Raw genomic sequence first — 26,162 nt, 5'->3', positions numbered from 1 at the left:
GAATGAAAATATGTTTCCCGGTACGTAAACAGAATGGAAGTGAGTACACCACTCTGGACGAAATGATGGGGCTGATCGGCCGTGAGCCTCACGGTTCCTGGCTGGCGGGTGCTAACTGCTTATGGCATGGCGGAATTCACGTCAGTGCCGTATCTGCCCCCGGTTCGGTACTGACGCCGGATAATGTAGAAACAGCAGTCCCTTTGCAGTGTATGGCAAAGGGAGAGGTGGTGGCATGGCGTCTGAACAAGGATTATCTGACAGCAGATTACAACGGCAAAGAGCTGCGTTACTCCACTACATTTGTGTTGGTGAAGTCCATTTGCAAGCCCGATCCGGAAAAAGAGAATAGCTGGCTGGAGTTTTATTCGTTGTATATGGGACTTGCGCCCTTGTCTGCCTTTCCAAAGGGGAAATGCTTTAAAGCGAAAACAACGGTTGCACAGCGTAAAGCGGATAAATTTGAGAGTAGCGCCTCAGCTGATGGGGTCTCTGTTGCTCCGACAAAGTCCGGACAAATCAAGAAAGACCAACGGATCATTGTGTTGCAGGAAAAACAGTTTCGTAATGGTGATAAGACTCAACCTTTCGGTCTCGCAAAAAAACTGAATCGCGATGGTCAGGCTGAAGGGGATACATTTTGGGTTACGGTAATGCCTGAATACATGGAGCCGGATGGCGAGCAATATTTACAGATGCCCGTGTGGATGCAAAAGGCGGTGGCTCATGGAAAATTTGATGAGGTAGTGAAACCGCCGACAACGCTGGGAATAGAAGCGGGCGATGCCATTGGTTTCCTGGGTGAAGATATTGCGCCTGTCGGCAAGAGCAATGTAGATTCCTGTCACTATGCCCATATTGAGGTTATCAGTACCGACCCGCGGATGTCGAATTTTCTGAATAATCCAGCTCAGGTTACCCACGGAAAACAATATATTCAGGTCCTGTCAGGTAAGTCACTTTATCAGAAAACAGGAGAAGGGAAGGAGAGTATATTTAAATCAATGTCGTGCATTGTTTTAAAAGATGGAGGGATAATTCTCCCGCGCGATAAGTGTAATCCGCTTGAAGATAAAGACGGTAAAACATGGTTTGAAATCAGTCCGCATAGCTGGATTGCACAGGCAGATGTAAAAGAGCTGCATCAGTATGACCTGAAAGAATTGGGATTCACCACTTTGGAAGAAGGCCCCTCGCCCGATGTATCGAAGTCTATGAGCGAGAGCTGGGTAAAAGGAGCATTTGACTGGTTTTCTAAGCAACTAGGTCAGGATCGGGGCATACAACAAAAGCAGGTATCGACCTTTTATAACAATCTGGTCAAAAAAATAGATGCAGACGGTGACGGCGAAATTACAGGAAAAGAGCTGTATAACGCGGTACATCACCCGGAAATGGGCGTCAGGGACATCGCGGCCCGCCTGATAGTGAAGCACGACAGTGAATGGTTTGGTGGTAGCAGCCATCACCGTTGGAGCATATTTTTCCAGAATTATGACCCGCTACGTATTGCTTATGCGAAAAAATGGCTGGACGATATGGAATGGATGAGCAAGGTGGATGCATTCAAGAGCGGAGCGCCAGTGTGGCATTTTCATCCGGTGATGTTTATGAATGCATTGGAAGATGTGTTTGAGGATATTATTACATTAGAAATGATCGTTGCTGCAAATTTGGAATTAGATATAGTGCAATGTCAAGTAGTCCTCCCTTACGTAAATAAATATGCACGTAGTTACAAAATGACAGATAAAAAGGAAATCGCCCATTTCTTGTCACAAATAGGGCATGAAAGTGGTTTTAAGATAGTTGAGGAAGATTTAGGAAGGTATTCCGCAAAACGGATGAGAGAGATCTTTGGATGTAAGGGGGGGAAAAAGAATTATAATTCCTCGACGGATTCTTGTTCACTGGGGCAGTTAAGGGCTAAATTATGGACACAAGAAAGCCATTATGCAGGGAATGCCAGTAATTTAGGTAGTTATGTTTATGCTAGTCGAATGGGTAATGGTGATGAAGCGAGTGGAGATGGATATACATATCGTGGCCGAGGTATGATTCAATTAACTGGGAAAAGTGCCTATCAAGATTTTACTCGGACCCACAATAAAATGAATCCCTCTGATTCCAAGGATTTTGTAACTAATCCTGAGCTTATTATTACTGATATTGAATATGGAGTAGAGTCAGCATTTGCATTCTGGGTAAAGAAAACTAATAGTAGTGGCGAGCATTTAAAAGAGCTAGCCAAACACTCAACAGTTTCTGTTGTTACGCAAATTGTAAATGGCGGACAGAATGGATATGCTGATAGACTTAAGAGATATAATAAAGTAGCCCCTCTTCTTGGCCTTAATATAGAGTTGGAGTGATTGTTTATGATTAAGCATTTCATTATTATTGTTTTTTGTATACTATTACCATGTCAAGCAGCTACCAATGTTGTTCAAGGGCCATTTTCTCTAGATAAAGCTAGTAATATAACCATCTCTTTTATCAGAGAGAAGGATGAGTCTATTTCATTGGTTAAACATAGTGGATTAAAAACAAAGCCCATTGATAGTTATCAGGTGTATGATGGAGTGCCTGAGGTCGAGACGGTTTTTTTTACACCAATAGATGATATCAAAAATGTGATTGTTCTTGTGTCTTGGGATGAGGAAAATATAAATGCTAAGCATTATAAAACCTTTGCATATAAATACTATAATGGTGAACTTTTAGCAAATGAGAAGGTATTAAATGATAAAAACCTGTCTGGCTATGATGGGTACAATTCATCAGGTCTTATCTTTAACTATAAAAACGCAGAGTCTATAAAGGAATATTTAAAAGGGACAGTATTAAATTGAATGCAGTGGTGTTGCTTGATGTTAATGAGTTTTTATTCATTGGTATTTAATGTTTATAATGCCTTCTTGTTTATGTATTTATGTTTTCACAGTTGGCTTTAGCGACAGAGATTACTTTTCCTAGTAATTCCACAAATTAGTAGAACATGTATTTCTCAATGAAAGCACCTATGACTTTTTCATGAAGCTCAATCGAGCGTGAGAAACAGATTGTTTTACGCGTGAGGCATTTGATGCGGGTACGCAGTGTCAGGTTGTTGCGCTCAATGCGCTGGGTGAATATTTTGCCCGTCAGATGATTATCTTTGGGCACTTCTCTGGCATAACTATCCCAGTTATCACAGGTTATCATGCCAATACTGAATGGCGTCAACAGCGCTAGCAATTCCCGGCAGGTTTCATCAGTACGAGGACCAAAGGTGTGGGCCACCACACCGCCTGTTTTCGTATTGTAGGCATACCAGAGCCAGTGTTGCCGGGCCTTGCTACCCACAAAGGCCCATTGTTCATCCAGTTCACAGATGAGCGCGACATACGCATGGGTGACTGGCGAGGTCGTTATTCGCTTTGGCTAAAGTACGGATAACAATATTGATGCCGATTTTCAGCACTCTTGCACTATCCCGAACGCCAGCACCGTTGAAAGCCATTTAGGTAATCTGGTCTTTAACTCCAGGTGTTCTGGCCTCATACGTATAAGTGAGCAGGAATACGCGATGGCACTCACGGCATCGAAAGCGGTTACGGCCTTTAGGGTTCTGCCCATGACGGTAAACCAAGGCTGACTGACAAACGGGGACAATGAACTGTGATAGTGGCCAAAGGAGTACCTTAAAAGCCCGTATTATTCATGACGCATCAACCAATTGGAAGCATTACCACATCACTTTAGTAAGTACACTCATGGGGTATATGATTCTCAATCCGATATTTCTAATCCTGAAGCAGGTGGCTATGGTGCTATATCAGTTCAGTATCCTAAAATGATAAGTGCTTACGGATTAACTAAAAGAGCAGTATTAATGTCTGCGTCATGGGGGAAGTTTCAGATACTAGGTTATAATTATTCTGCCTCTGGCTCTTCGTCTCTAGCAGCGTTTATAATGGCAATGTCTGAATCAGAGAGAAACAATTAAAAGCATTTGTCGACTTTATTAAGTTTGATGCCACCGAGCTAAAGTCTATAAGAGATAAAGATTGGTTAACGTTTGCGCGGACGTATAGTGGTAAGGTGCAATATGATATGACAGAAGAATGGAGAAAAACTATGAGACTAATAAAAAACAAAATTAATTTTTATGTTTTCTTATTGATGGTCTTTTCCACTCCATTGCTGGCGCAAGATGAGTGTTTTTCTTGCAACACTATAAAAGTTGTTTCAACGTTAAGTATGGAAAAAACAATTAATATACAGGATGGAGGGTAATAAAGGCCGGTTTGAATTTGGCTCAAATGCTCCTGCATATAGTGAATTTCTATTCAATCATTACTCAAGGTTTCAAGTTGATTGTTTAATAATAAGTTTTATTAATGGTGATTGTGAATATTCAACATTTGGCAATTATGAGAGTGGCAAAGAAGAAAACGGTATTTCCGTGCTAAATATAAAATAAAAAAAGGAATATAAATACAATCGTATCAAAATTAAGGCTTATAATCTTAGCGATTTGACCGAGAAATTACAATGTAATAAATCCAATGTTTTTGGTTGTTAGGGCGGTATTTAACTAAAGGTTAAAGATACGCACCAGAATAATTATTGTTTATTTGAACTTTGTGGATTCGCATTAGGATATGAAAAGTGAGACCGAAGCTATTAAAAATAATATGTCTCAATGATGGCTCAGTTGGAAAAAATACCTGAGCGAGTTATAAAAAAAATGCAGTCAACATTGCTCTTCTTAATAATCACTGAGTTTTTTCAGTTAAAGGATTTATAATGCAAGGAATTATCCGTATCGGTGATAAAACCACTCATGGCGGTGCCGTTCAGTCTGGTTCCGATGCCATGATTTTTGGCGGTCTCGGTGTTGCCCGTAAAGGCGATAAAGTCTCCTGCCCGATCCAAGGCCATGGGCCGACGACGATTGTGGAAGGTAATCCGAACTATCTGGACAATGGTATTCCTGTCGCATTCCATGGCCATAAATGTGCTTGTGGCTGCACACTTATTACGTCACTGCCGGATGCGCTGGTCGGTTAATTATGCCTGTCAATCTTGATGCAATCCCGGATAAAGCACCGGATATTACCCGACCTGCCACCGCTCGCTGGATAATCGCTGGTATCGTGATTTTTCTCATCGGTGTGGGTATGACGCTCTGGTTCTGGTCAGGTGACAGCGCCGGTTTCAAATTCTGGTTTATTGCAACCTGTCTGCCCACCCTGGTTTGGGGCAGCGCTTTTGCATTACGCCGGATAGCTTACAAACTGGAGCGGATCGGTACGGACTCATGGAATAAAGAACGGGAAAAGTTGATTGCATCAGAGACAACTCGGGGGCAGCGTTCTACCTGGCTTGTTGGTGAATACCTGATTAATGCGCTGGAAACTGACGGGATGAAAACGCATCTGGTCGCCGTCAAAAGGTCCCCCATTCTTGAACCTGTCCTCGCGAGAGATAACATGAGTGTTCTACGGCATTCAGCCTTACCCGATAGAGGAAAACCTGCTGATATTCTGGATAGTTATGTGGCTGATATTTGTGGCCATGCCGCGAATATGTTGGCGCGTCTTCCGACTGATATGCCGTGTTATATCGCATTCGACGCCTGTGACAGTGTTGCAGATATCACGGATACGTTGATTTCAGGTATTCAATATCCGTTGCGCAGGATCCGTAACCTCTCGGGTTTTCGCATTCTGGATTACTGGCTTGACCGGCATCATGATATTCCCAGCGCACTGCTGGTTATCAGTGCACAACTTTATGATATTCCGCCACAAGACAGTGGTGAGTCTATCACCATCATGTTAGTGAGCAACCGCCGACTTCCAAAGATGTCTTCATCCTCAGTCCGGATCCATCGCCCACAAATCAGCAAAGACGGCGACCTCCCCGGCGCTCTGAACAACGCGATGCTCTGGGGGAAACTGGCTAAAACTGCACCGCTCAGAGGCTGGATCACCGGGGGAAAGATGGCAAGTGAAGATACCTGGAGTCAGGCCTGTGCGACTTATGCCCCAGAGCTCACGGCACAGCGTAATGTCAATATTGATACTGTCGCCGGTTATGCCGACACGGCAGCCCCATGGCAGTCCGTGATCCTGGCTGCCCGCCAGTGCCATGCTGACGAAGAACCGCAAATAGTGGTCGTGGAATCAGCACCTTCTTGTCACCAGTTATGTGCTGTGACGCCAGAAAAATCATCAGGAATTGTGTAAATCAGTCATGAAACTCTCATCCGTTATTGGCTCTGTCGCTCTATTTTTAATATGTATTATCCTGATTACTGCCGGTATTTTCTGGTACTGGCCGGAGGCAGCGGCGCATGTGACGGGATTCGGTCCTTACGACGCCTCGGGGATCGCCTTGTATTGTGCGTTACTCGTAATCGTTATTGGGAGTATTGCCTGGGCGGTGGAACGCATGTTCGAACGCGCAGGAAAAACCGGTCTGCATGTCCGCTGGCATAAAAACCAGCAGGCAGACAAAACAGATAGCCTGTCTGAATATCACACCGATGAAGGGGGGGCACAGTTTGCCCCAGAATTACTCACCGAACACCTTCACCTACGCTATGGCCGCTTCTGGAAAAGTAAAGTTCGTATCCTGCTGGTACAGGGCGACAGTGCTGACATTGAGAAAGCTGCGCCGGGGTTAACCCGTGATGTGTGGCAGGAAGGCGATGGTATTGTTCTGGTTCACGCAGGGGATGCGCAGTCGCTGCCGGATGAGATGTTTTTGTCCGCACTTAAACAGGTGCGACCACGCCGCCCGCTGGACGGCATTGTCCACGTCCTCAATACCGGCTCACTCCCCTCTGTCGCTGAATGTGATGCTTTTTTACGCAACCGCCAAAGGGCCGACAAATTGCTGGGCTGGAAGGCCCCCGTCTGGCTGTGGCTGACAGATAAAGCATATGGCGCACAGGAAGCCGGAGAGCTAACGGCAATAGGTACGCTACTTAAGCCGGGCGTGATGCCAGAAGAGGCACTTTCTTCTCTTGATGAACTGGTTCCCCGGTTGCGTAATGCCGGGATGGCGCAGATATTGAACGACACCCGTCATGACTGGCTGTTGCGACTCTCTTCCCGCCTGCAAGGTGAATTGAAAGCCCGACTGACCGTTTTATTGAACGGGCTGATGCAAGGCGCTGCCTCCTACCGTCTTCGTGGCATTATGCTCAGTCCGGAACTGGCGGGTGCTGATATGGCACCACATGTCCGGCTGAGCAGCCCCGCGTGGCAGGCCGTGGTAGAAGACAGTCAAAATGCTGTCGCAAAAAAAACCACTTTCGACGGGCTGAAAGTGCTGCGTCTGTTGCTTCTTGCTCTGGCTGCTCTTTGGGCTGCCGGTACGCTGTTGTCTCTGAGCGTAAACCGGACGCAAATTTATCAGGCGCAGGAAACCGCGCGTATTGCTGCCGATACGCAACAACCGTTGCTCGAGCGTCTGCGTAATCAGCTTATTCTCCAGCAAGCCATCGCCCGCCTGCAAAATCGCGAAGTCAACGGGGCTCCTTGGTATACCCGCTTTGGACTTAATCAGGACCACGATACGCTGGCCGCACTCTGGCCGCTGTATACCCGCAATAATAATGAACTGATGCGCGATGCCACCGCACACCATCTTCATCAGCAACTGGATGCCTTTGTAAAACTGCGTCCTGCCAGTGAGGGCAGGATGCAGGGCACGCAGCGTGCCTACGACCTGCTTAAAGGCTACCTAATGTTGTCTCACCCAGATAAAGCAGATGCGGTTTGGTTGTCGAAAAATATGATGGAGTCCTGGCCGACGCGAGAAGGCGTACCGCAGGGGGTTTGGCAGTCATTGGCACCCAAGCTACTGGGCTTTTATGCCCAGAACCTCCCGATGCATCCTGAATGGAAAATAAAACCTGACACCGAACTTATTAGTACCGTACGCCAAATCCTGCTCAAACAGATAGGGCAACGTAATGCCGAGGCGGGGTTGTATCAGGAGATGCTCAAGCGTATCTCCAGTAACTGGCCTGACTTAACGCTGGCTGACATGACGGGTGACACTGACGCGTCAACCCTGTTCAGTACGGATGAAGTCGTACCGGGCATGTTCACCCGCCAGGCATGGGAAGATCAGGTTCAGGGTGCCATTGATGAGGTAGTGAAAACCCGACGCAATGAAATTGACTGGGTTCTGACGGATAAAACGCATCAGCCGGACAGTGAAATGTCACCGGAAGCCTTGAAAACACGACTCACCGAACGTTATTTTACCGATTTCGGTAATGCCTGGCTGAATATGGTTAACAGTATTCAATGGCATGCGGCAAGCTCACTTTCCGAGGCCATTGCCCAGTTAAATTTGGTAGCTGATGTACGTCAGTCACCGTTGGTTGCCCTGATGAATACGCTCTCCTGGCAGGGGAGAACCGGCCAAAAAAGTGAAGCACTGGCGGATTCTATTGTGGATTCAGCCAAAAAACTGATTAAGCGCGAAAAGCACGCACAGCAATTCATACAGCAGGCTCAGGGGCCTCGTGGTCCACTGGACGGTGTATTTGGCCCACTGTTAGGTGTTATGGAAGGAAAAGACGGCACCGGTAATAACGGTAACCTGAGTTTCCAATCGTGGCTTGCCCGTGTCACACAGGTGCGCCTCAAGCTTCAGCAAGTCACCAGCGCACCCGATCCACAAGCTATGTCACAGATGTTGGCCCAGACCGTCTTTCAGGGAAAAGCCATCGATCTGACTGATACCCGCGACTACGGCAGCCTGATGGCAGCCAGCCTTGGGCAGGAGTGGAGTGGCTTTGGTCAGGCGCTGTTTGTGCAACCACTGGATCTGGCATGGCGTCAAGTGTTGGCTCCGGCTGCGGGTAGTCTGAATGTCCGTTGGCAGAGCACAATTGTTGACCAGTGGAATAAAGCCTTTGCGGGTCGTTATCCTTTCAAATCGACCGGCAGTGATGCCTCGCTGCCGCTACTGGCTCAGTTCTTGCGCAGCGATTCCGGGCGTATTACTGCATTCCTAAAAACCAACCTCGGCGGCATCCTGCATCAGGAAGGTAACCGTTGGGTGGTAAACCCGGCGGCCAGTCAGGGAATGAGTGTCAATCCGACGTTCCTCACCGCGATTAACCAGTTGGCTGAGCTTTCAGACATCGTTTTTGCTCAGGGTGATGCCAATGTTCATTTTGAGCTGATGGCGCGTCCGTCCAGAGATATTGCCCGAATGCAGATGACGATTGACGAACAGAGCCTGGATTACTTCAACCAGATGGAAAGCTGGCAGAGCTTCACCTGGCCTGGGAATAGCTACTATCCGGGCGTGCAGTTCAGTTGGCGCAGTGTCAGCACCGGCATGCGGTTGTATGCCAATAATCAGGGAAACTGGGGCTTGATTCGTTTACTCGATAAAGCACAGATCACACCACTGGACAGCGGTCGCACCCAACTGGTGTGGAAGACACCGGACGGCAATACACTCAAATTTATTTTGCGCAGCGAACTTGGTGACGGCCCGCTTGCGCTACTGAAACTTCAGGGATTCCGCTTGCCGGAGTCGATCTTTAATGTTGCTCCGGGTGAAGAGAGCGTGGACCAAGCGGCGAAAGAGGGTGAATAACCGTGATGATGAGCTACAGGTCGAAGGGAAATTGATGAACGAGATAAACCGACGAGGGAAAGTATGAGTTCACCGGAAGCACTGTTATCCGTATGCGCCACCGATGAGGCTGATCAGCAGCAGTTGCTCAGCCGAGCGAAAAGCGCCTCATCACTCTGGGATAACTGGTTACTGCCAATCAGTTCCGAATCAGAGACCGGTGAAGACCCTGCTTATAATGATGATTTTCAGTCGATGCGAGAGGAGATCAATAAGCTCTCAGGGACTAGCCCTGAATTATTGTGCCAGTTAGCAGAGAAACTCCTTTGCCAGACCGCCAAAGATATCCGCGCGGTGACCTGGTACATTCAGGCCCGCCTGCATCGTGACGGAGAGAAAGGGCTGGCAGAAGGTTTGACTTTGCTGGCCGCGATGATAACTCGCTTCGGTTCCCTCTGCCATCCCCTGCGCCCGGCGGCCCGTAAAGGCGCGCTGGAGTGGCTCAACAGCGCCAAGGTTCTTGACAGTCTCATGCTCTGGCCGGAAGTGGCGCGTGAGGATGCCGGATTGACGGCCGGTGCCCTTAGCCTGCTGCATACGGCAGTCAGTGATTGGCCAGAAAACGAACAACCTTCTTTTGTGGGCTTGTGCTCCGCACTTGAAACTCGTCTGGCGCGATCCGGCGGCCTGGATGTCATTATTCCGCAAAACAGCAGCATTCAGGATTCAGTATCCACTCCGGGTACCCGCAATTCACCACAGTTGTCAGCCGTTCAGTCTGGCCGTGATTTGCTGGATCAGGCTAAATTACTTTCCCGCTGGCTCGGAGAGCAACCGCAGGGTTGGCTGGCATCCCACCGTTTGATGAAAACGGTACGTTGGGATACGGTCGACCAAATCCCGCCGCTGGATGCCAGTGGTCGTACCCGACTTCTGCCGCCAAAACCGGAGTATCGTGCCCAGCTTAAACGCCTGTACCGTCAGCAAAGTTGGGCATCTCTGGTCGAACAGGCCAGTCAGATGTACTGCGAAGGTGTTAACCACTTCTGGCTCGACGTGCAATGGTACCTCTGGCAGGGACTGAGCCACGCGGGGCAGCCTTGGGATGCATGGTCTGAATACATTGTCCTTGATCTGCGTTTGTTCCTGAAGCGTCTATCTGGCTTGGAAACGTTGGCCTGGAATGATGGTACCCCGTTTGCAGATGAGGTCACGTTGAGCTGGATAAACGAGAAAGTACGCGAAGATACCCTGGTCTTCCATGATGAATCAGCAAGCGTTGCCAGCAGTCAGGCTGAGGATGTGCTCACGTTAGAAACTGAGGCGATGGAAAAGGGCGATAGCGAGGGGCCTGAGTCGGCAATTGCCTGGCTTCAAACACGCCCTGGTCTGGAGTCTCCTCGTCACCGCTGGTTACTGCGGCTGCTGATGGCAAGGGTGGCCGAACAATACGGGCGTAACGACATGGCGTTGCATTTACTTGGCGAGCTTGCGGTAACAGGCCCACACCTGACGCTCAATGACTGGGAACCTGCCTTACTGTTTGAAGTGCAGGCGCGCCGCCTGAAATTACTGCGCATGAAAGCCAGTCGCAGCGAGTCTGATAAAACCCGTCTGACACCGGAAATGGATGCACTAATGGCGGGTCTTATCTCCATTGATCCTGCCCGGGCTATGGTGCTCTGTGGCTGACCTTATTTTTTCTCTGATGATTTCCAGGAGCCTCGTGCATGGATGATTTAACGCTGCGCTACTATGAGGCCGAAATGCGCTATCTGCGCGAGGCCGGTAAAGAATTTACTCGCGCTCATCCAGATCGGGCAGCCATGCTCAATCTGGATAAACCGGGCGCACGGGACCCGTATGTGGAGCGCCTGTTTGAGGGCTTTGCCTTCCTGATGGGGCGGATGCGCGAAAAACTTGATGACGACCTACCGGAATTGACGGAAGGGCTGGTCAGCCTGCTCTGGCCACATTACATGCGCACTATCCCGTCTCTGGCGATTGTAGAGTTTGCACCTGACTGGCGTAACCTGCGCCAGACCGAATCCTTGCCAGAGGGCTTTTCTATTTTGTCCCGTCCAGTGGGGCCGCATAAAACAAGTTGCCAATACCGCACAACTCGAGAAATCGCGCTTCAGCCGTTGTATCTTGCCGATGCCCGATTGCATACGGAAAACGATGGGCGCTCTGCTATCCGGCTACGCTTTGAATGCACGGAAAAGGTGGACTGGACTAAAGCGGGGATAGATAAGGTTGCCATCTACCTTAATGCAGAAAGTCCGGTCAGTTCTGCTTTGCATCTGGCGTTAACCCGTAACGTGCATGCTATGCACGCCCGCCATGCAGGGACGCGCACCGAGCGTCGAACGTTTGATGGCTGGTGCAAACCGATGGGCTTTGATGATAAGGACCGGCTGTGGCCAAAAGCCGAGACTGCCTTCAGCGGATATCAACTGTTACTGGAGTATTTCAGTTTCCGGCCGAAGTTTATGTTTGTGGAGTTGCACGGGTTGGACACTATCGGCCTGACGCCGGACAGTAATTGGTTTGAAATTGACATCGTGCTCAACGAAGCCTGGTCGTCTGACCTGCCGTTTGAAACCGAGAGTTTCCGTCTGCACTGTGCGCCGGTTATCAACCTTTTCACTCTGGAAGCGGACCCGCTGACACTCAACCCGCTTGATAATGAATACCTCCTGCGGCCGCTGCGCCTTCAGGATGGCCATACCGAAATCTACAGTGTGGACAATATCCACGGTGCGGTAAAAAACGGTAAACACGCTTATGTGCCCTTTACCAGTTTCCGTCATCGGGGTGGCATGATGCGTCACGATGCGCCAGAGCGTTATTACCATACTCGAGTAAAACGGGGGGCATCTGGGTTGTATGACACTTGGCTTATCCTCGGCGGACGTTCCTTTGAAGTGGAGCAACTGGCAGAAAAACCGGAGTCACTCTCCATGCGTATCACGGGCACCAACGGTCAACTCCCGCGTAAAGCGCTGGAAAGTACCCTGCTGGACCGGGCGGTAAAAGCCGGAAAGGTGCCGGTCAGAGTGCTTAATCTCTCAGCACCGAGCTTGCCGCTGTACCCCCCGGCGAATGACCGTTTTCACTGGCGGGTGATGAGCCACCTGGGCTCAAACTTCCTCAGCATGATGGACAATCCCGAGGTGCTGCGGGGTACTCTGGCGCTGTATGACTGGACCGATGATGAGATGAATCGCCGCCGTTTGGAGGCGATTGTGGCGGTGAAGCATACCCTTATCCGCCGCTTTGAACAGGGATTTATGCTTAGGGGGGTGGATATCGAAGTGACCCTTAATATGGATAATTTTACCGGCGAGGGTGATGTGAATCTGTTTGGTGAGATGCTGCATCGCTTCTTCGCACTCTATGCCGATATTCATCTTTTCAACCAGCTCACACTGGTGCTGCAACCTACAGGGAAACGATTGAGATGGCGCGAGAACCACAGTCAGCACGTACCGGGCTGACACAGGCATTAAGTAACAATATCTGGCGCGTCAACTTTTACCGGTTTTGCCAGTTGTTAGAACAGGATTCGCCGAACTCGCCTTTATTGGGTACGACCAGTCATCCGGGAACCGATCCAGTGCGCTTTCGCCCGTGGCCGGGAATGGGGTTTCCGGTCAGCGAACTGAAACAGATTGAAATTGATGAAGATAATCCAGACCTACCGCCCACCGTGCGCACCACCTTTCTCGGGATGTACGGTGTGGACTCTCCTTTGCCGGGTACCTATCTGGATGATATCTCTCAGCGTCGGGAGGGGCATGAAGTCCTAACCGCATTTCTGGATATCTTCAGTCACCGCATAACCACCCAGTATTACCGTATCTGGAGAAAGTACGCGTATCCCGCCACGTTCGAGGCCGGTGGCACCGACGCAACATCGCAGTGTTTGCTGGGGCTGGTGGGGTTAGGCATTCCCGGTACGGCTGAACACGTCGCCACGCCGGTCTCCCGTTTTCTGGCGCTGCTGGGCACCATGCGGTTACCCACGAGAAATGCTGAGGGGATCCGCGCCTTGGTCAACCTGTTGGCCCCGAATACTGAGGCCACGGTTATCCAGCATGACCCGGTAAAAATCCATGTCACCCGACGCAGTGGTCTGGGGCGGGAAAATCGGGTTTCGCTGTCGCAACGGGCGACGCTGGGCAAAACAGCCAAAGAGGCTAATAGCCGGGTGCGGGTCACGCTGTTCACCCGTAACCCGGCTGAGGCGGATGGCTGGCTCCCTGGTGGAGCGCTGCATACCGACCTGCTGGCACTGATGCGGGTCTATCTGGGCTATCGCAGTGATGTGCGATTGCGACTTACTGTCCCCGTCAAACTGCTGCCTGAGCCCCGGCTAGGAAAGGGCCGACGCATGCAACTGGGGCGTACTGGTTTGCTCGGTTTGAAGGACGGAAAACTCAGTGATAACAGACAATTGTTGACTGTCAGCTTGGGCAGCTATGAAGGGCTAACCTGCGAACTTTTACCTCCAGCAGAAGACGGTCATTACCGTTTTGAATAACCCCAATTTTCATTAGTTAATATACCCAAAATAATTCGAGTTGTAGGAAGGCGGCAAGTGAGAGACAAATCGGTCGGGAACCGATTTGAACAGCATTTATGCTAGCCCGCAGCCAACGCACATGTAGCTTGAAGTATGACGGGTATAAATAAAAGGAATTCCTGAATGGCAACAGTAATCGGCTGGCGGATATTTGTGCTTACCCTCTGTAGCCTGCTTGCAGGCTGCGGTCTAACCCAGACAGTCAAGGACGGCACGGTCAGTATGACGAAATCTATTTTTTACAAACAGATAAAAACGCTTCACCTGGACTTTTCCCCTCGTGCGGCCATCAATGCCGATGGTGAACAGACGCCGCTGGCGACCATGGTTCGGGTGTATCAGCTTAAAGACCGCAAAAATGTGGATTCGGCTGACTACCAGACCCTGCTGCGTCAAGCGGATACGGTACTTAAAGACGACATTCTGGCCTCTAAATCGGTGTTGGTTATGCCAAAGGGCAACGTCATGCTGGATATGCCGATGGATGAGAACACGCAGTTTGTCGCCATCATCGGGCTATTTAACCGCCCAGATATGAAAGATGACACCTGGCGTCTGGTGCTGAGCCGTAAAGACCTTGACCCGGATAAACCGCGCATCATTGAACTGGGTAATAGCGGGTTCGTTCTGGTTCCGCTGAAGGAGTAATGTAATGGATAATGGATTACCACTTTTTAACCGGCAGTCCCGCTATGTGCTGGACATTAATAACAGCACAGTGACACCTGACGTGTTGCATCTGCGGGGCCGTGAGGCACTGAGCCGCCCCTTCTCTTGGGATATTGAATTTACCACTGAGCAGGCGAATATTGCCCCTGAGCAGGTACTGATGAAGTACGCCACATTGCGGATGCGTTACGGCAAAGTGGTTCACGGTATTCTCACTAGACTGGAATGGCTCTCCAGCTCTGCTGACCAGTCGCACTACCGTGTCACTCTCGAATCACGTTTGGCGCTGCTCTCCCGCAGCCGGAACTGTGCGATTTTCCAGAACCAGTCAGTGCCTGACGTGGTTGAGCAGGTTCTCCGTTACCATGGGTTGGAAGGCGCGGATTTTGAGTTTCGCCTCGAACGCACCTACCCACCGCGTGAGTTGATCACCCAATGGCGGGAAACAGATTTACAGTTTATTCAGCGACTACTGTCTGAGGTCGGTATCTGGTTCCGCTCTGAAATGGTGGATACGACAGAGCAGGAAACGGTGATATTTGCTGACAGCCAGCTTCATTACCAATTTGATGTGCGCCTGCCTTACAGTGAGCCGTCTGGGCTTGATGATGGTGCTATGGAATCCGTCTGGGAAGTGCGCAGTTGGCACGACGTGGTCACCGGGAGTGTGAATACCCGTGATTATAACTACCGTATGGCTGGCATGCCGCAGGATGCGACAGTCGCCGTCCGTAACGATGCCGTGATGAACGGCGAACACTATCGCTATGCCGCCCCCTATCGGCAAGCCGGTGATGACACTGACCCAGAAGCAGAAACCGAAAGTGGCGCATTTTATGCGCGAATTCACCACGAGCGTGAGCTGAATCAATCCGCCCGTATTCATCTGTTCAGTAACGCCTCCGCTCTGACGCCGGGCATGGTGCTGGAGCCACAGGGAAAGGTGATTGAGGCACTGAAAGAAGGCGTGGTCATCACACTCACTACTTTTCGCGCGTCCCGTGATTCCCGCCTGCACGTCTCGGTGTGGGGTATGCCGTATACCGAACGTTACTGCTTCCGCCCGCCGGAAATATCGCGCCCGGAAATTCACGGCACACTTGTGGCAAGAGTAGAAAGTCGAGAGAAAAACGACCTCTATGCCTGGCTCGATGATACCGGTCGTTACCGGGTAAAGCTGGACTTTGACCGTACTGGCACAGAGCAGGGATATGCCTATCTGTGGCTGCGAATGGCGAAGCCGTATGCCGGTGATACCTATGGCTGGCATACTCCGTTGATTGAGGGGACGGAAGTGGCAATAGCCTTCAGCAATGGTGATATCGACCTGCCGTATATTGCTTATGGGCTGCACGACTCCGAACACCCTGACCACGTTAACCGTGATAACCACAGCCGCAACATCCTCAGGACGCCGGCGAACTCGAAACTGCGGATGGAGGACCAGCGTGGTGAGGAGCACATCAAGCTCGCCACAGAGTTTGGTAAAACGCAGTTGAATACCGGTCATCTGGTGGATGCTCAGGGTAAATCACGCGGGACAGGCGCAGAGTTGCGAACCGATGAATACGGAGCAATACGCGCCACGAAAGGGTTGTTTGTCAGTGCGGATGCGCAACAGAAAGCCGCCGGTAAAGTGCTGGATATGGATGGCGCACTAAAAGAAATTGACCATCTTCAACAACAGATTACACAACTGGAAGCCGCAGCCGGGCAGGCCGAAGCGCTGAAGGCAGATATTGACAGCCAGATAGCGATGTTTGCGCAGCGGCTGAAACCGTTAAATGAGGTTATCCATTTTTCGGCTCCACAGGGTGTGGCGTTTGTCAGTGGTGAAGATATGCAGCTTACGGCAAGCAAGAATGTGGTGGTTAACGCCGGAGGCGATATCAGTGCAGGGGTTATGGGCAATATGACCGTGCTGACCGGTGAGAAACTGGGGTTGTTTGCACGCAGCGGGCAACTGAGCCTGAAATCGGGCGAAGGCCCGGTTGAGGTACAGGCCCAGAACGGCAATATGCGTCTGTTTGCCGAACAGAAACTCACCCTCACCTCGGCAGATGACATCTTATTTGCGGGTAAAAAACGCATCACCCTTAACGGTGGCGGCAGTTATCTGAAAATCGAGCCGGGGAAAATAGAGTACGGCACGACAAGCCAGTATGTGCGGAAGGTGAAAAGGACGGCGATGACGGCGACAGCGACAATGCCATTTCAGGCGGTGGCAGGGAGTGGTATTTGCCTCAGTTGCCTGATGAAGGCTGCGATGAATGGAAATGCTTTTGTGATAAGGGGGAAATAATGAATATCAGTGCATATGACTTCATCATGAGAGAATTAATGACTCGTCCTGATTGTTCTCTATTTGCTCTGGTTGACGGGCTACAATATGAACGTTATTTCGGTGAGGAAATTCAGAATGAAAAGGGTGTGGTCGTACCTTTTCTAAATATCTGGCCTGATTCACGAATCGCTTTTGCCGGTCCATGGTTGTACCGCCTGAATGCATCGGAACATCATCGAGAACAGCTAAAGCAACTGTCCGAGTTTTTGCCTGCTGTTTCATGGATTATTTCTAGAGGTTCTCTGGAGGATCTAGCTATCCACTTCAAACCTTTTCTGACCCTACAACTTCCGGACGGTCGCTGTGCATTTTTTCGGTTTTATGATCCACGTATTCTGGCTGAAATTGAACTTCTGCTGAATGAACCTGATTACGGTCAGTTTGTCAGAGGAGTTGAAGAATGGGTGTTTCAGGCGGATGGTGGAATGGTAAATGTGAAAGATAAGGCTAGTTATTACTTATGATAATAAAGATATCGCAGGAGCAGATTGCGCAACTTACGCAAAGAGAAAGTAATAATTATATAAATCGACTTTACCAGGTTATTGTCCAAAACTCACCTTCACTTAGCGGTGATAATGAATTGATGACAAGGCTAAAAGATGCGGATGCTTTCGTTAGTCAGCACGGTTTTGAAAACGAACTGGTGAAAACTGATTTTTTAATTATGAACGCTTTTGAACCCAACTTCTATAAAGCGGATGCAATGAAAGACTGGTTATTGAATGGCACAGAAAGCGTCGAGAACGAGTATATAAAGTACCAACAAATTAGGGAGAACCTCATGAAACGAGGAGGTGTATATGAGTGATATTGGAGGGACATTCCCTGTACCTGCAGGCAGAACAGGATCGTTTCCTCGAGCTGGGGGAGGCCGGCTGGGTGGCGTAATTGGTATCATTCAAAACCTAGACTCCGCCAGAGAAGCATACCTTGCACGGATGGAGGAAATAGAGAAAGTGAAGGCAGAGGCTGCGGCACTGACTAAAGAGTTAAGTGAGGAGGGATGCGAACAATGTGCATATACACAGGGGGAAGTAACCTTACAAAACATTGAGGGGTGGTCAGATGTAAGTATTGCTTACCAGTTTTATATCTGTCAGTTTCCAATTCATTTCTCTGCTATGAAAATACTGGAGTGGACATATGGTGTGGCCTTTGATGGTTTTGTTCCAAAGGAATGTGTACTAAAAGAAAGTAAGGCAAATTATGACCAGTTTTTTGATAGTAATGGGGATGTAAAATTTTTTATGACTATAAAAAATTTTGGAGATGGCCTTTTTATGAAGCAAGCAAGAGCACAAAATGTCAGTGCTTTTAAAGGAATGCCACCAGGTAAATTAGAGTGGTATTTCATGCAACCAATAAGTGCTAAGTATGCCAGGATTGAGTTTGCGGAGGAAGATTTAGCTATAAATGTCATATACAAACCAATGCCTTTAGATTATATAAAAAACATATTCCCTAATTAAGGAGTTGATATGCATTACAAAATTCAATCTTTACTCTACCGAAAGAATAATTTAACCTCATATCAATTATTCAAAGAGTTAAAGTATTTGATCGATGTCCTACCTACTTGGCAAGAGAAAAAACACAACTGGTTAATTGCTCATCCCTCAAGACGAATTATAGCTATTAATGAAATGGGTATTATAGAAGATGCATTATCCTATGTGGATTATTTAATTAATAATAATAAACCCATAAACATTGTTCTAGCTGATGAGAATGAAGATGATAGTATCATTACCATCTGCTATAAAAATACGCCAACAGTTTCGAATGAAAGATATTTATTGTCGGTAACTATAAAATATTTATCCAACTACAATGATGTCGATAGTTTTATCTATGTTTTTGATAAGATGATAAAGTATGACGGGTGGGCATTTAAATATATACTGTTAGATACTGAGCAGTATAGATTTAATCAACGCGAGGTTTTTGATGATAGATTACCAGTGGGCTGGATGCTATATTTACCATTGAAAATCACACGTGAGGATACACCCTCAGCATATAAATTATTTGATGTCGACAATGGCATTGGAACAATAGTTGTATCGAAAGATGAATTTAATGGTAAAAATAAAACTGATATAGCTTGTGCAAATAATGTGGAAATGGAGTTGGCAGCTAATGGACTGTTGCCTTTGATTAAAGGGATGTAACTATTATACATATGAAATATGATAATTATTTTTCTGCTGAGGACTTAAATGACGTTGTGGTTACATAATGCGATAAGTGATTCAGCGAATTTTATACCAGTATTGTCAGAGCTTAGTAGTATAGATAGGCAGACGTTTCATCAGGTTATGGAATGATTGTTTTTTTTGACTATGCTGGTGGGTTATGAAATATCAGTATAAATAAAAATATTAAATAATAATGAAAATTATTGTAATGATATACATTACTTATTAAGTCGTATACATCTGCAATGATATAGTTTTTCGCGTCATAATTTTCCATTGAGTAGAGTTATTGGTTGGTTTTCTGAAGGAAATATTGGATGTCATGATGTTATTTTATCATCCTACTCATGCATTAGGTCTGGTCATCATTAATAAAAATTAGAACTGTTGGCTGCTTATGAATAAATAAACTACCAGACACGCATTTGTGGCACTTTTTATAATCTGGAAACGCAGCAGATACAGGAGTTTAAGTATTGTGGTGTTTCATTTGATGGCTGGAAAGATAAACTGTGTCAGTTCTGGGAGGCGAAGGCACGATATGATCAGTTTTTCAGGGCTGATGGTACAAAAAAAGAATGGTGGAAAGGTGATGGAAGTGCAATTAGTCAGGCATCACGCCATCAAGCTGTTGCGACAGTAAACCAGCCGTTGAAAGTTGTTTGGATATTTATGCAGCCAATGAGTTATAAATATTTCTCTACTATTTTTTTTACATTGAAAGATATCATCGTTAGATGGGAGCCATTAATAATGGACACTAGATTTATTGTGAGATTTGATTTTCGAAGCCAAGTAGATGATATCGAATTCTCTGAGGTGTTGAGGCAATTTAATTTCATTGTAGAGGAAATTGATGATCTCTTTCAGACTAAAAAAAAATGGTATGAGCAGGGATATTCAAGAAAACAAGCCTTAAGCCAAGTTGCATTTGAAGATGGGACTATATCCGAACGAACCCATTCTAAATGGACTCGTAATTTTAATAAAGATAAACCGTTATTCATTGAAGGGGTGTGGGATGCAGGTGATGATGATCATAGTTGTGGAATTAGTTATAGAAAGATGTTTTATGATGAAAGAAACCGAGTTAGTGTAGAACTTAGTTTAGTACCGCAAAGTGAAAAGGTTACTTATTCGAACTTTGTGGTGTTTATATCACGTATAGCCAGTTTCTTTAACTGTTCTTATGTGAATGTAGATTCTAAAGGATATGGAGTATTAGGGAAGAATGTATTTCCTGATAGACTATATGTAGGTTGGATGCTGTATGTTCCTCATTTTATTTTGCCAGAGTTAATTCAGGAGGCAGCTAAGGTTATTCCTGTTATGGATGCTGATAAACCAAAAGGAACTATCATTGTTTCAACTGAAGATGTTTTTGATGGAAATAATAAAGAACATATAGGCAAGGCTAATGATGTTGAGATCAAACTTCTTGATCTGGGTTTTCTTCCTTTAATGACTGAACTTTAAATTTAGATTAATTAGCACTTCTGGGAGAAAGTATATCGAAAGAGGTGTTAGATCAGTATGGTGTCTGGAATCAACAATAAGTTTATTTTAAAACTAGTAATTTTTTACCTCGGTAATTATTGTTATAGCTTAGATTCGGCCTTGTACAATAGTACTCTAGATATTATCTTTCACAATATTGCAGGGTGATATTCATTTTTTCTATTTCATTGATTGCTAATCCTATTTAGCCTGTAAAGTTGCTTGCAATACTTATAATTGGTTTGTTTTTTTGAAGGGTAGGCTATTTACTTATTGTTGATGACACTCATTACGCCCTGTTAGGGTTATCTCTATAGGGATAATTGTAATGATTAGATATATTTTTGTGATTGGCTATTTATCCTTTTTTATATGAAGCTAAATTATATTAGGTAAGGTTTACTACTTAAATTTTCTTATTTTGAGTTTTTATGATGAAGTGTTCTTTCTTAAAAATAATGATAGTGAAAATTACTTTCTATAAGTTTAGTTGGTTATTATCTTGTTGTACTAATAATGATTAACGTAATATATTTTCAGTCAGGTAAATATATGGACCAAAACTCCCCCTCTCTATATGAAACTCTCACCGGTAATTTCACCGGTGATTTGCCACTCGACGTCGTGAGTGAAGAAGAACAGGTCATATTGTCGGTGCTGGATAATATCCAACGGATCCTGAACTCCCGGGCCGAAACAATTTCTCATTTACCTGATTTTGGGCTTCCTGATATGACCAAAATATTACAGGGCATGCCGGGGACAGCTCATCAGTTAATAGATACTCTCTCCGCTACACTGCTGAAATACGAACCGCGCCTGAAAAGTTTGCAGGTGCTGCTGCTGCCGCAGACTGCCCCCGGACATCTGGAGTATGCCATTGAGGCGGAACTGAAAGGGCTGGGACTGGTGCGTTACGGCACCGCATTTATGCCGGAAGGCAGGGTACTGATTCGCCATCTTAAACAACAACATTATCTCAATCCGGGCGACTCATTTTAACGCCTATTCAGGGAAGACAAACACATGATATCGAATACCGAGCGTACGGTTAAAACCGGCGGAGATCCCCGCCATTTTGCTGAATTTAGCGCCTTACGTGACGAAATCGGCAAATTACATCATCCCGCCCGCCCGGATGTTGACTGGGGGCGGGTCGAGCAGCTTTGTTTGGCGCTGTTTCGCCAGAATGGGGTTGAGTTGCAGACCACGGTAGATTTTACGTTGGCACGTACGCACATTGCCGGTCTTGCCGGGCTGTGTGAAGGGCTGGAGCTGCTGGCGGGGTTACTCTCCCATCAGTGGAGTGCATTATGGCCGCCGCAAACGCATGCCCGGGTGGCGTTATTGGCCTGGTTGAGTGACCGGTTGCAGCAAGTTTGGCGTACTATGACGCTGTGCTACGGTGACCTGGCTATGGTGTATCGGGCAGAGCGTGCGTTGGAACAACTGTGTACGCAGTTGCAAACGTTGGAACTTAAGCATCTAAGTAAATTGGACGGTGTGCGCCTGATGTTGCATAACGCCGCATTGCGGCTGGAAAGTGCCGAGGCCGCTACCGATACACCAGACCGATTAAGTATTCCGCTACGGCACACCACTCTCTCTGAACCCCAGCCACAACCGGCATTCGCGTCGGCTGCGGTCAGTGAACCACTGGTTTATATTGTCAACGAACCCGCCCCAACGCGTGTTCAGGTTGAATTGTCGCCGCCTTCGCCACCCCCACCACGTTGGAAGGCGGGCCACGGTTTTGTCGCCGGATTATCACTGATGGCCGTGCTGATGGCAGGGAGTTTCTTTATCTGGCAGTCGCTGTCATCTAATCCATTGCGCGAGGCATTGCTAACCAGTGTCGCGCCATTACCTGCGCCACTGGCAGCCAAATCAATCGATGAACTGAGAAAACAGACTTCAGATGCTGAGTTGGCACGATTGGCTGGCCCGGTATTGCAAGGCAGTGGCACACAGTTGGAACAACTGACACAGTTACCGCCGTTATGGATGCAGGTTAAGGGGGATGCCTTGCTATCTCAGGCGCAACAACTGTGGCCCGCCAGTCAAGAAGTCAAACGGTTGAGTCGCTTGTGGCAACAACAGCGAGAAGCCGGGGCGGCCCCGCTGGTGGAGTTAAAACACTATGCCTTGGCACAAGAGCGTTTGCGGCAACTGGCAGACCGACTGAATGGATTGGATGAAAAGAAGGGGCGTTATATGACGGTATCGGAGCTTAAATCGGTGGTTTTTGCGATTCAGCAACCACTGACACAGGCATTACCTCTGGAAGAGTTGTTGCGTCAGTATCAGGTGCAGTCCGAGTCAGGGCAAACCCCGTCTTCGGCACTGCGCCAACAGATTGACAGCCGGTTTACTCAACTGCTGAACCGCTATGCGTTGCTGGCCTCATCCTCTAACGCTCGGTAAACCTTCATTTATTAGGGAAGATAGCCTGGTGAATGGAAAGGATATCCTCTCAGAACAACTTTCTTTGCCGGACAGGTATTCGGTTGTTTTTTCGCATCTGGATGCGGTGGAGTATAGCCATTGGCGGATGTAAAACTATCCCATCCCAGTGAGTATCCAGACTCGATTAAAGCACGGCACATCGGCGTGCGAACACCATGCGATTATTGGTAAAAACGAAATCGGGCCCGCTTTATTCGCAAAAGGGTATGGTTTTGAGTGGTTTTTCGTGAACGAGGGTAAGCTGAAGAAAGAGATAACCAATTGATAAAATGCAAAAAAGCAGACGTTTGTAAACGTCTGCTTTCTTTAATTTGGCTCCTCTGACTGGACTCGAACCAGTGACATACGGATTAACAGTCCGCCGTTCTACCGACTGAACTACAGAGGAATCGTGTGAACGAGGCGAATAATAGCGAGGGTGGTGACGTTTGTCAAAGTAGAAAAACACTAAAAATGTGCGTTTGCTGAGAGAATGAGCTTATTGGCTTGTTTTTCAGCAAACTTGTTTGTTTTATCGTGAGTTTTACCGCGAAATGATGATTTTTTAATTAAGTTAGAGGCCCACATCCGTTAGGGTGGTGGGGCTGTCAGGCTTTTGCCCGCCATCAGCAAGGCATTCTTGCTGCCAATACGGTTAATAATCCACGGTGCGCAGAACATTAACAGAGCATTGACCAACTCGCCGATGGTGGTGACGTAACCGAATATCTCGATGCCGCGCTGTTTTGAGGCGAGAACGATTTAAAAAAGCCAGCAAATGTTACGGTGTAACTTTAACTAACTGACTGTTTTTTAGCTGATTGCCAGCATCATCGAAATAACTATAGTTCAAAGTTACTGCACCAGTGAGTGAGATAGGCTGCTGTTCAAAATGATATTGGCGCTCGGCAAATGGGGCGACCATCATGTCCATCTCTTGTGCTATCAGAAAACGTTGCTGTCGGTTTTCTAGCTGAATCTGGCCAAAAGAGACATAGTATGGAGTAGGGTTATGGGCGGTTAGAATGTATTCTCTATTTTTCTTCTGAAGGGTAAAACTGACTTTTTTCATGGCGTCAGCCGGTTTTGGCGTTAACCCATCAGGGCGATAGAATATCTTCATTTGGGTGTTCATCGCCATAGCAACCTGGGCCTGGGCATTGGTATTTTGTCGCGATTTAGGTGGGATTTCATACAAGTTTAGCCAATAAACAGACTCTCGATCCGTTGGCAGATCATCACCTTTATTGATAATGCGCAGACCCTGTGCCGCTCCTGCCTGCATTTTGAAAACGGCAGGTAAGACAATAAAGGGTGCTTTGCTTTGATCTGGCGTGCTGTCCACATCGCCATCATCAATCCAGGTCTGTACCACCACCGGGTAGTCATTGGTATTAGCCAACATCAAGGTGCGTTCGCGCGATTCGGGCTGATAAATCATGCGTGTTGAACCTGCCACTAAACCAGCCATGGTGTGTGGGCTGATACTCAATATCAGCAAAAACAGACAGAGGAGCCTCATTGTATCTTCACCAAAACGTAAGCCGTCGCATCGACCTTACCCGCAGTAGGGGTGCCGTTAGGCAGTTTTTTTAATGTAGCGGTAAAGTGATGTAAATAATTATTGTAACCTGCGCCATTGCTGCCATTAGAACTGGCCCCGGTAAGAACCGGATACCAACCTGCGCCAGTACTGGCGCTGCAATTGCTGGCACATCCGCCCCAACCAACAAAATTCATCGCCGCTCCACTGCTATCACTCAGGCTGATACCCACTCCCGTGGCAATATTTTTGTCAGTGCCATAGTTGTCTGATAGTAGATAACTCACGCCGCCGGCTGTGTTCACCAATCCGAGCCCTTGCGCCTTCAGATAACCCGGTAATGATGTTTGGATGCCCAGTGCAGTTTGCCCACTATTAATACCAGACTCAGTACCGGACTGGCATTCGATATCGACGGTGATATCTGCGCTACGTGATTGGTTATCGTTAAGTTCATTCACGGTAATAATGGGGAAAACCACATAAGGTGTGACGTTACGCACCACACAGGTATTTTTGCGTGTCAGGACTGAAACCGGCGCGGTATTCATGCCAAATGCCATATAGCGGCCACTTCCCCATGTTTGGTAATTGGTTGCTGAGTCATAGCCGGTTTCAGGTACTGGCATACCAGGCCCTTTGAATACCACATACCCATTGGGTTGATTGCAGGAATAGCTACCCGAATAGTTATCAGCCGCAGGACCAGAACATCCCCAACTGGAAGGGCCGGGCGTGCGGTCTACAGAACCCACTTTTTTTAGCTCAGCACGAATTTGGCTGAAATGTTTACCCTTAATTTGAATTTTATTCCCCACTACGTCGTACTTTCTCAACGGGACCTGCTGCCAGATGCGGGTGAATTCGACGCCAGTATCAACATGAATCAGTTTCAATGCAGTATAGGGGAAGAAAGTCTGAAAATAGTTATCACCCATATTGCTGTAGCCGCCGACATTACTGTCGCCATTAGTCGCAAAAACTTCAAATAAACTGTCTTTATCGGCCACATCACATTCATAGATAACCGCTTCTGGGTCTGACCAGAAACGGGCGGGTACTAAGCTGATAATGCTGGAGGCCAGGATTGAATCGACAGGCTGAATGTAATTACTGGTTATATTGATATTGCCTAATTGCAAGGACGCACCGTAGTTATCACCACCGATATTGGCACCTTTCCAAACACATTGTGCATAACTGGGTAAGCTGATGCTCAGTAATGCGAGTGAAAAGAATAACCCCATATAGTGTGAGAATAGGGGCTTGTATTGG

20 protein-coding genes, 1 tRNA gene and 4 pseudogenes are annotated in these 26,162 nt (G+C 47.4%); 20 read left to right on the top strand and 5 right to left on the bottom strand.

All coding sequences use genetic code 11. From position 1 onward, the window contains the following. Positions 1 to 2 precede the first annotated feature (2 nt). Both A6J67_RS17495 and A6J67_RS17490 read left to right on the top strand, forming a co-directional pair. The gene (locus A6J67_RS17495; protein ID WP_050297504.1) at positions 3 to 2,372 is read left to right on the top strand and encodes a glycoside hydrolase family 19 protein; all 2,370 of its coding nucleotides are present in this window, start codon (positions 3 to 5) and stop codon (positions 2,370 to 2,372) included. A 6-nt stretch (positions 2,373 to 2,378) separates the two neighbouring features. After that, a complete protein-coding gene (locus A6J67_RS17490) occupies positions 2,379 to 2,852 on the top strand; it encodes a hypothetical protein (protein ID WP_050297503.1) in 474 nt (157 codons plus the stop codon). Between the two features lie 136 nt (positions 2,853 to 2,988). Here A6J67_RS17490 and A6J67_RS17485 read toward each other — a convergent pair. Continuing rightward, positions 2,989 to 3,674 (bottom strand): annotated as a pseudogene (locus A6J67_RS17485) (IS1 family transposase). Positions 3,675 to 3,718: 44 nt separating this feature from the next. Between A6J67_RS17485 and A6J67_RS17480 the strand changes: the two are divergent. From A6J67_RS17480 to A6J67_RS17395, 18 genes and pseudogenes are all read left to right on the top strand, one after another. Next, positions 3,719 to 4,023, top strand: a pseudogene (locus A6J67_RS17480) (N-acetylmuramidase domain-containing protein); the annotation flags it as partial. A 72-nt stretch (positions 4,024 to 4,095) separates the two neighbouring features. Next, positions 4,096 to 4,278 (top strand): hypothetical protein, encoded by a 183-nt coding sequence (locus A6J67_RS23530; protein WP_050297500.1) that lies wholly within the window; start codon positions 4,096 to 4,098, stop codon positions 4,276 to 4,278. Positions 4,279 to 4,791: 513 nt separating this feature from the next. After that, positions 4,792 to 5,055 carry a PAAR domain-containing protein gene (locus A6J67_RS17470; RefSeq protein WP_050290038.1) on the top strand — a complete coding sequence of 88 codons (264 nt, stop codon included), beginning with the start codon at positions 4,792 to 4,794 and terminating at the stop codon, positions 5,053 to 5,055. A 2-nt stretch (positions 5,056 to 5,057) separates the two neighbouring features. Next, complete coding sequence (locus A6J67_RS17465; protein WP_050297606.1) at positions 5,058 to 6,236, top strand: hypothetical protein; 1,179 nt, start codon at positions 5,058 to 5,060, stop codon at positions 6,234 to 6,236. A gap of 7 nt (positions 6,237 to 6,243) precedes the next feature. Continuing rightward, complete coding sequence (locus A6J67_RS17460; RefSeq protein WP_050297605.1) at positions 6,244 to 9,621, top strand: ImcF-related family protein; 3,378 nt, start codon at positions 6,244 to 6,246, stop codon at positions 9,619 to 9,621. Positions 9,622 to 9,684: 63 nt separating this feature from the next. Then, positions 9,685 to 11,292: a type VI secretion system protein TssA gene (gene tssA / locus A6J67_RS17455; RefSeq protein WP_050297604.1), complete on the top strand. Its 1,608-nt coding sequence runs from the start codon at positions 9,685 to 9,687 to the stop codon at positions 11,290 to 11,292. Positions 11,293 to 11,330: 38 nt separating this feature from the next. Then, positions 11,331 to 13,100: a type VI secretion system baseplate subunit TssF gene (tssF, locus tag A6J67_RS17450; RefSeq protein WP_050297603.1), complete on the top strand. Its 1,770-nt coding sequence runs from the start codon at positions 11,331 to 11,333 to the stop codon at positions 13,098 to 13,100. Then, entirely contained in the window at positions 13,064 to 14,146 is a 1,083-nt protein-coding gene (gene tssG, locus A6J67_RS17445; protein WP_050297602.1) for a type VI secretion system baseplate subunit TssG, read from the top strand. The genes tssF and tssG overlap by 37 nt, the downstream gene beginning before the upstream one ends. A 165-nt stretch (positions 14,147 to 14,311) precedes the next feature. Continuing rightward, positions 14,312 to 14,836 carry a type VI secretion system lipoprotein TssJ gene (tssJ, locus tag A6J67_RS17440; protein WP_050297601.1) on the top strand — a complete coding sequence of 175 codons (525 nt, stop codon included), beginning with the start codon at positions 14,312 to 14,314 and terminating at the stop codon, positions 14,834 to 14,836. A 4-nt stretch (positions 14,837 to 14,840) separates the two neighbouring features. Further along, a complete protein-coding gene (locus tag A6J67_RS17435) occupies positions 14,841 to 17,159 on the top strand; it encodes a type VI secretion system Vgr family protein (protein WP_050297600.1) in 2,319 nt (772 codons plus the stop codon). After that, entirely contained in the window at positions 17,159 to 17,665 is a 507-nt protein-coding gene (locus tag A6J67_RS17430; protein ID WP_050297599.1) for a DUF4123 domain-containing protein, read from the top strand. The genes A6J67_RS17435 and A6J67_RS17430 overlap by 1 nt, the downstream gene beginning before the upstream one ends. Next, positions 17,662 to 18,012 carry a hypothetical protein gene (locus tag A6J67_RS17425; RefSeq protein WP_050297598.1) on the top strand — a complete coding sequence of 117 codons (351 nt, stop codon included), beginning with the start codon at positions 17,662 to 17,664 and terminating at the stop codon, positions 18,010 to 18,012. Before A6J67_RS17430 ends, A6J67_RS17425 begins: the two co-directional genes overlap by 4 nt. Continuing rightward, the gene (locus A6J67_RS17420; protein ID WP_050297597.1) at positions 18,005 to 18,673 is read left to right on the top strand and encodes a restriction endonuclease fold toxin 5 domain-containing protein; all 669 of its coding nucleotides are present in this window, start codon (positions 18,005 to 18,007) and stop codon (positions 18,671 to 18,673) included. The genes A6J67_RS17425 and A6J67_RS17420 overlap by 8 nt, the downstream gene beginning before the upstream one ends. 9 nt (positions 18,674 to 18,682) lie before the next feature. Then, positions 18,683 to 19,375 (top strand): Imm52 family immunity protein, encoded by a 693-nt coding sequence (locus A6J67_RS17415; protein ID WP_050297596.1) that lies wholly within the window; start codon positions 18,683 to 18,685, stop codon positions 19,373 to 19,375. A 432-nt stretch (positions 19,376 to 19,807) separates the two neighbouring features. Next, positions 19,808 to 20,023: pseudogene (locus tag A6J67_RS23810) on the top strand (Tox-REase-5 domain-containing protein); the annotation flags it as partial. Between the two features lie 132 nt (positions 20,024 to 20,155). After that, positions 20,156 to 20,878, top strand: a complete 723-nt coding sequence (locus tag A6J67_RS23715) for an Imm52 family immunity protein (protein WP_226967852.1) — start codon at positions 20,156 to 20,158, stop codon at positions 20,876 to 20,878. A gap of 573 nt (positions 20,879 to 21,451) precedes the next feature. Further along, on the top strand, positions 21,452 to 21,901 hold the full coding sequence (tssE, locus tag A6J67_RS17400; RefSeq protein ID WP_050297594.1) for a type VI secretion system baseplate subunit TssE: 450 nt from the start codon (positions 21,452 to 21,454) through the stop codon (positions 21,899 to 21,901). A gap of 24 nt (positions 21,902 to 21,925) precedes the next feature. After that, complete coding sequence (locus A6J67_RS17395; RefSeq protein ID WP_050297593.1) at positions 21,926 to 23,323, top strand: VasL domain-containing protein; 1,398 nt, start codon at positions 21,926 to 21,928, stop codon at positions 23,321 to 23,323. Positions 23,324 to 23,677: 354 nt separating this feature from the next. Here the strand turns inward: A6J67_RS17395 and A6J67_RS17390 are convergent. From A6J67_RS17390 to A6J67_RS17375, 4 genes and pseudogenes are all read right to left on the bottom strand, one after another. Continuing rightward, positions 23,678 to 23,753, bottom strand: a tRNA-Asn gene (locus tag A6J67_RS17390). 209 nt (positions 23,754 to 23,962) lie between these two features. Next, positions 23,963 to 24,123, bottom strand: a pseudogene (locus A6J67_RS17385) (MFS transporter); the annotation flags it as partial. Between the two features lie 2 nt (positions 24,124 to 24,125). Beyond that, entirely contained in the window at positions 24,126 to 24,866 is a 741-nt protein-coding gene (locus A6J67_RS17380; protein ID WP_042569527.1) for a molecular chaperone, read from the bottom strand. Beyond that, positions 24,863 to 26,134 carry a fimbrial protein gene (locus tag A6J67_RS17375; protein ID WP_390898231.1) on the bottom strand — a complete coding sequence of 424 codons (1,272 nt, stop codon included), beginning with the start codon at positions 26,132 to 26,134 and terminating at the stop codon, positions 24,863 to 24,865. The genes A6J67_RS17380 and A6J67_RS17375 overlap by 4 nt, the downstream gene beginning before the upstream one ends. Positions 26,135 to 26,162: the final 28 nt, after the last annotated feature.

The organism is Yersinia sp. FDAARGOS_228 (assembly GCF_002073315.2).
Lineage (GTDB): Bacteria > Pseudomonadota > Gammaproteobacteria > Enterobacterales > Enterobacteriaceae > Yersinia > Yersinia intermedia.
This window is presented reverse-complemented; position numbering and strand designations above follow the sequence as displayed.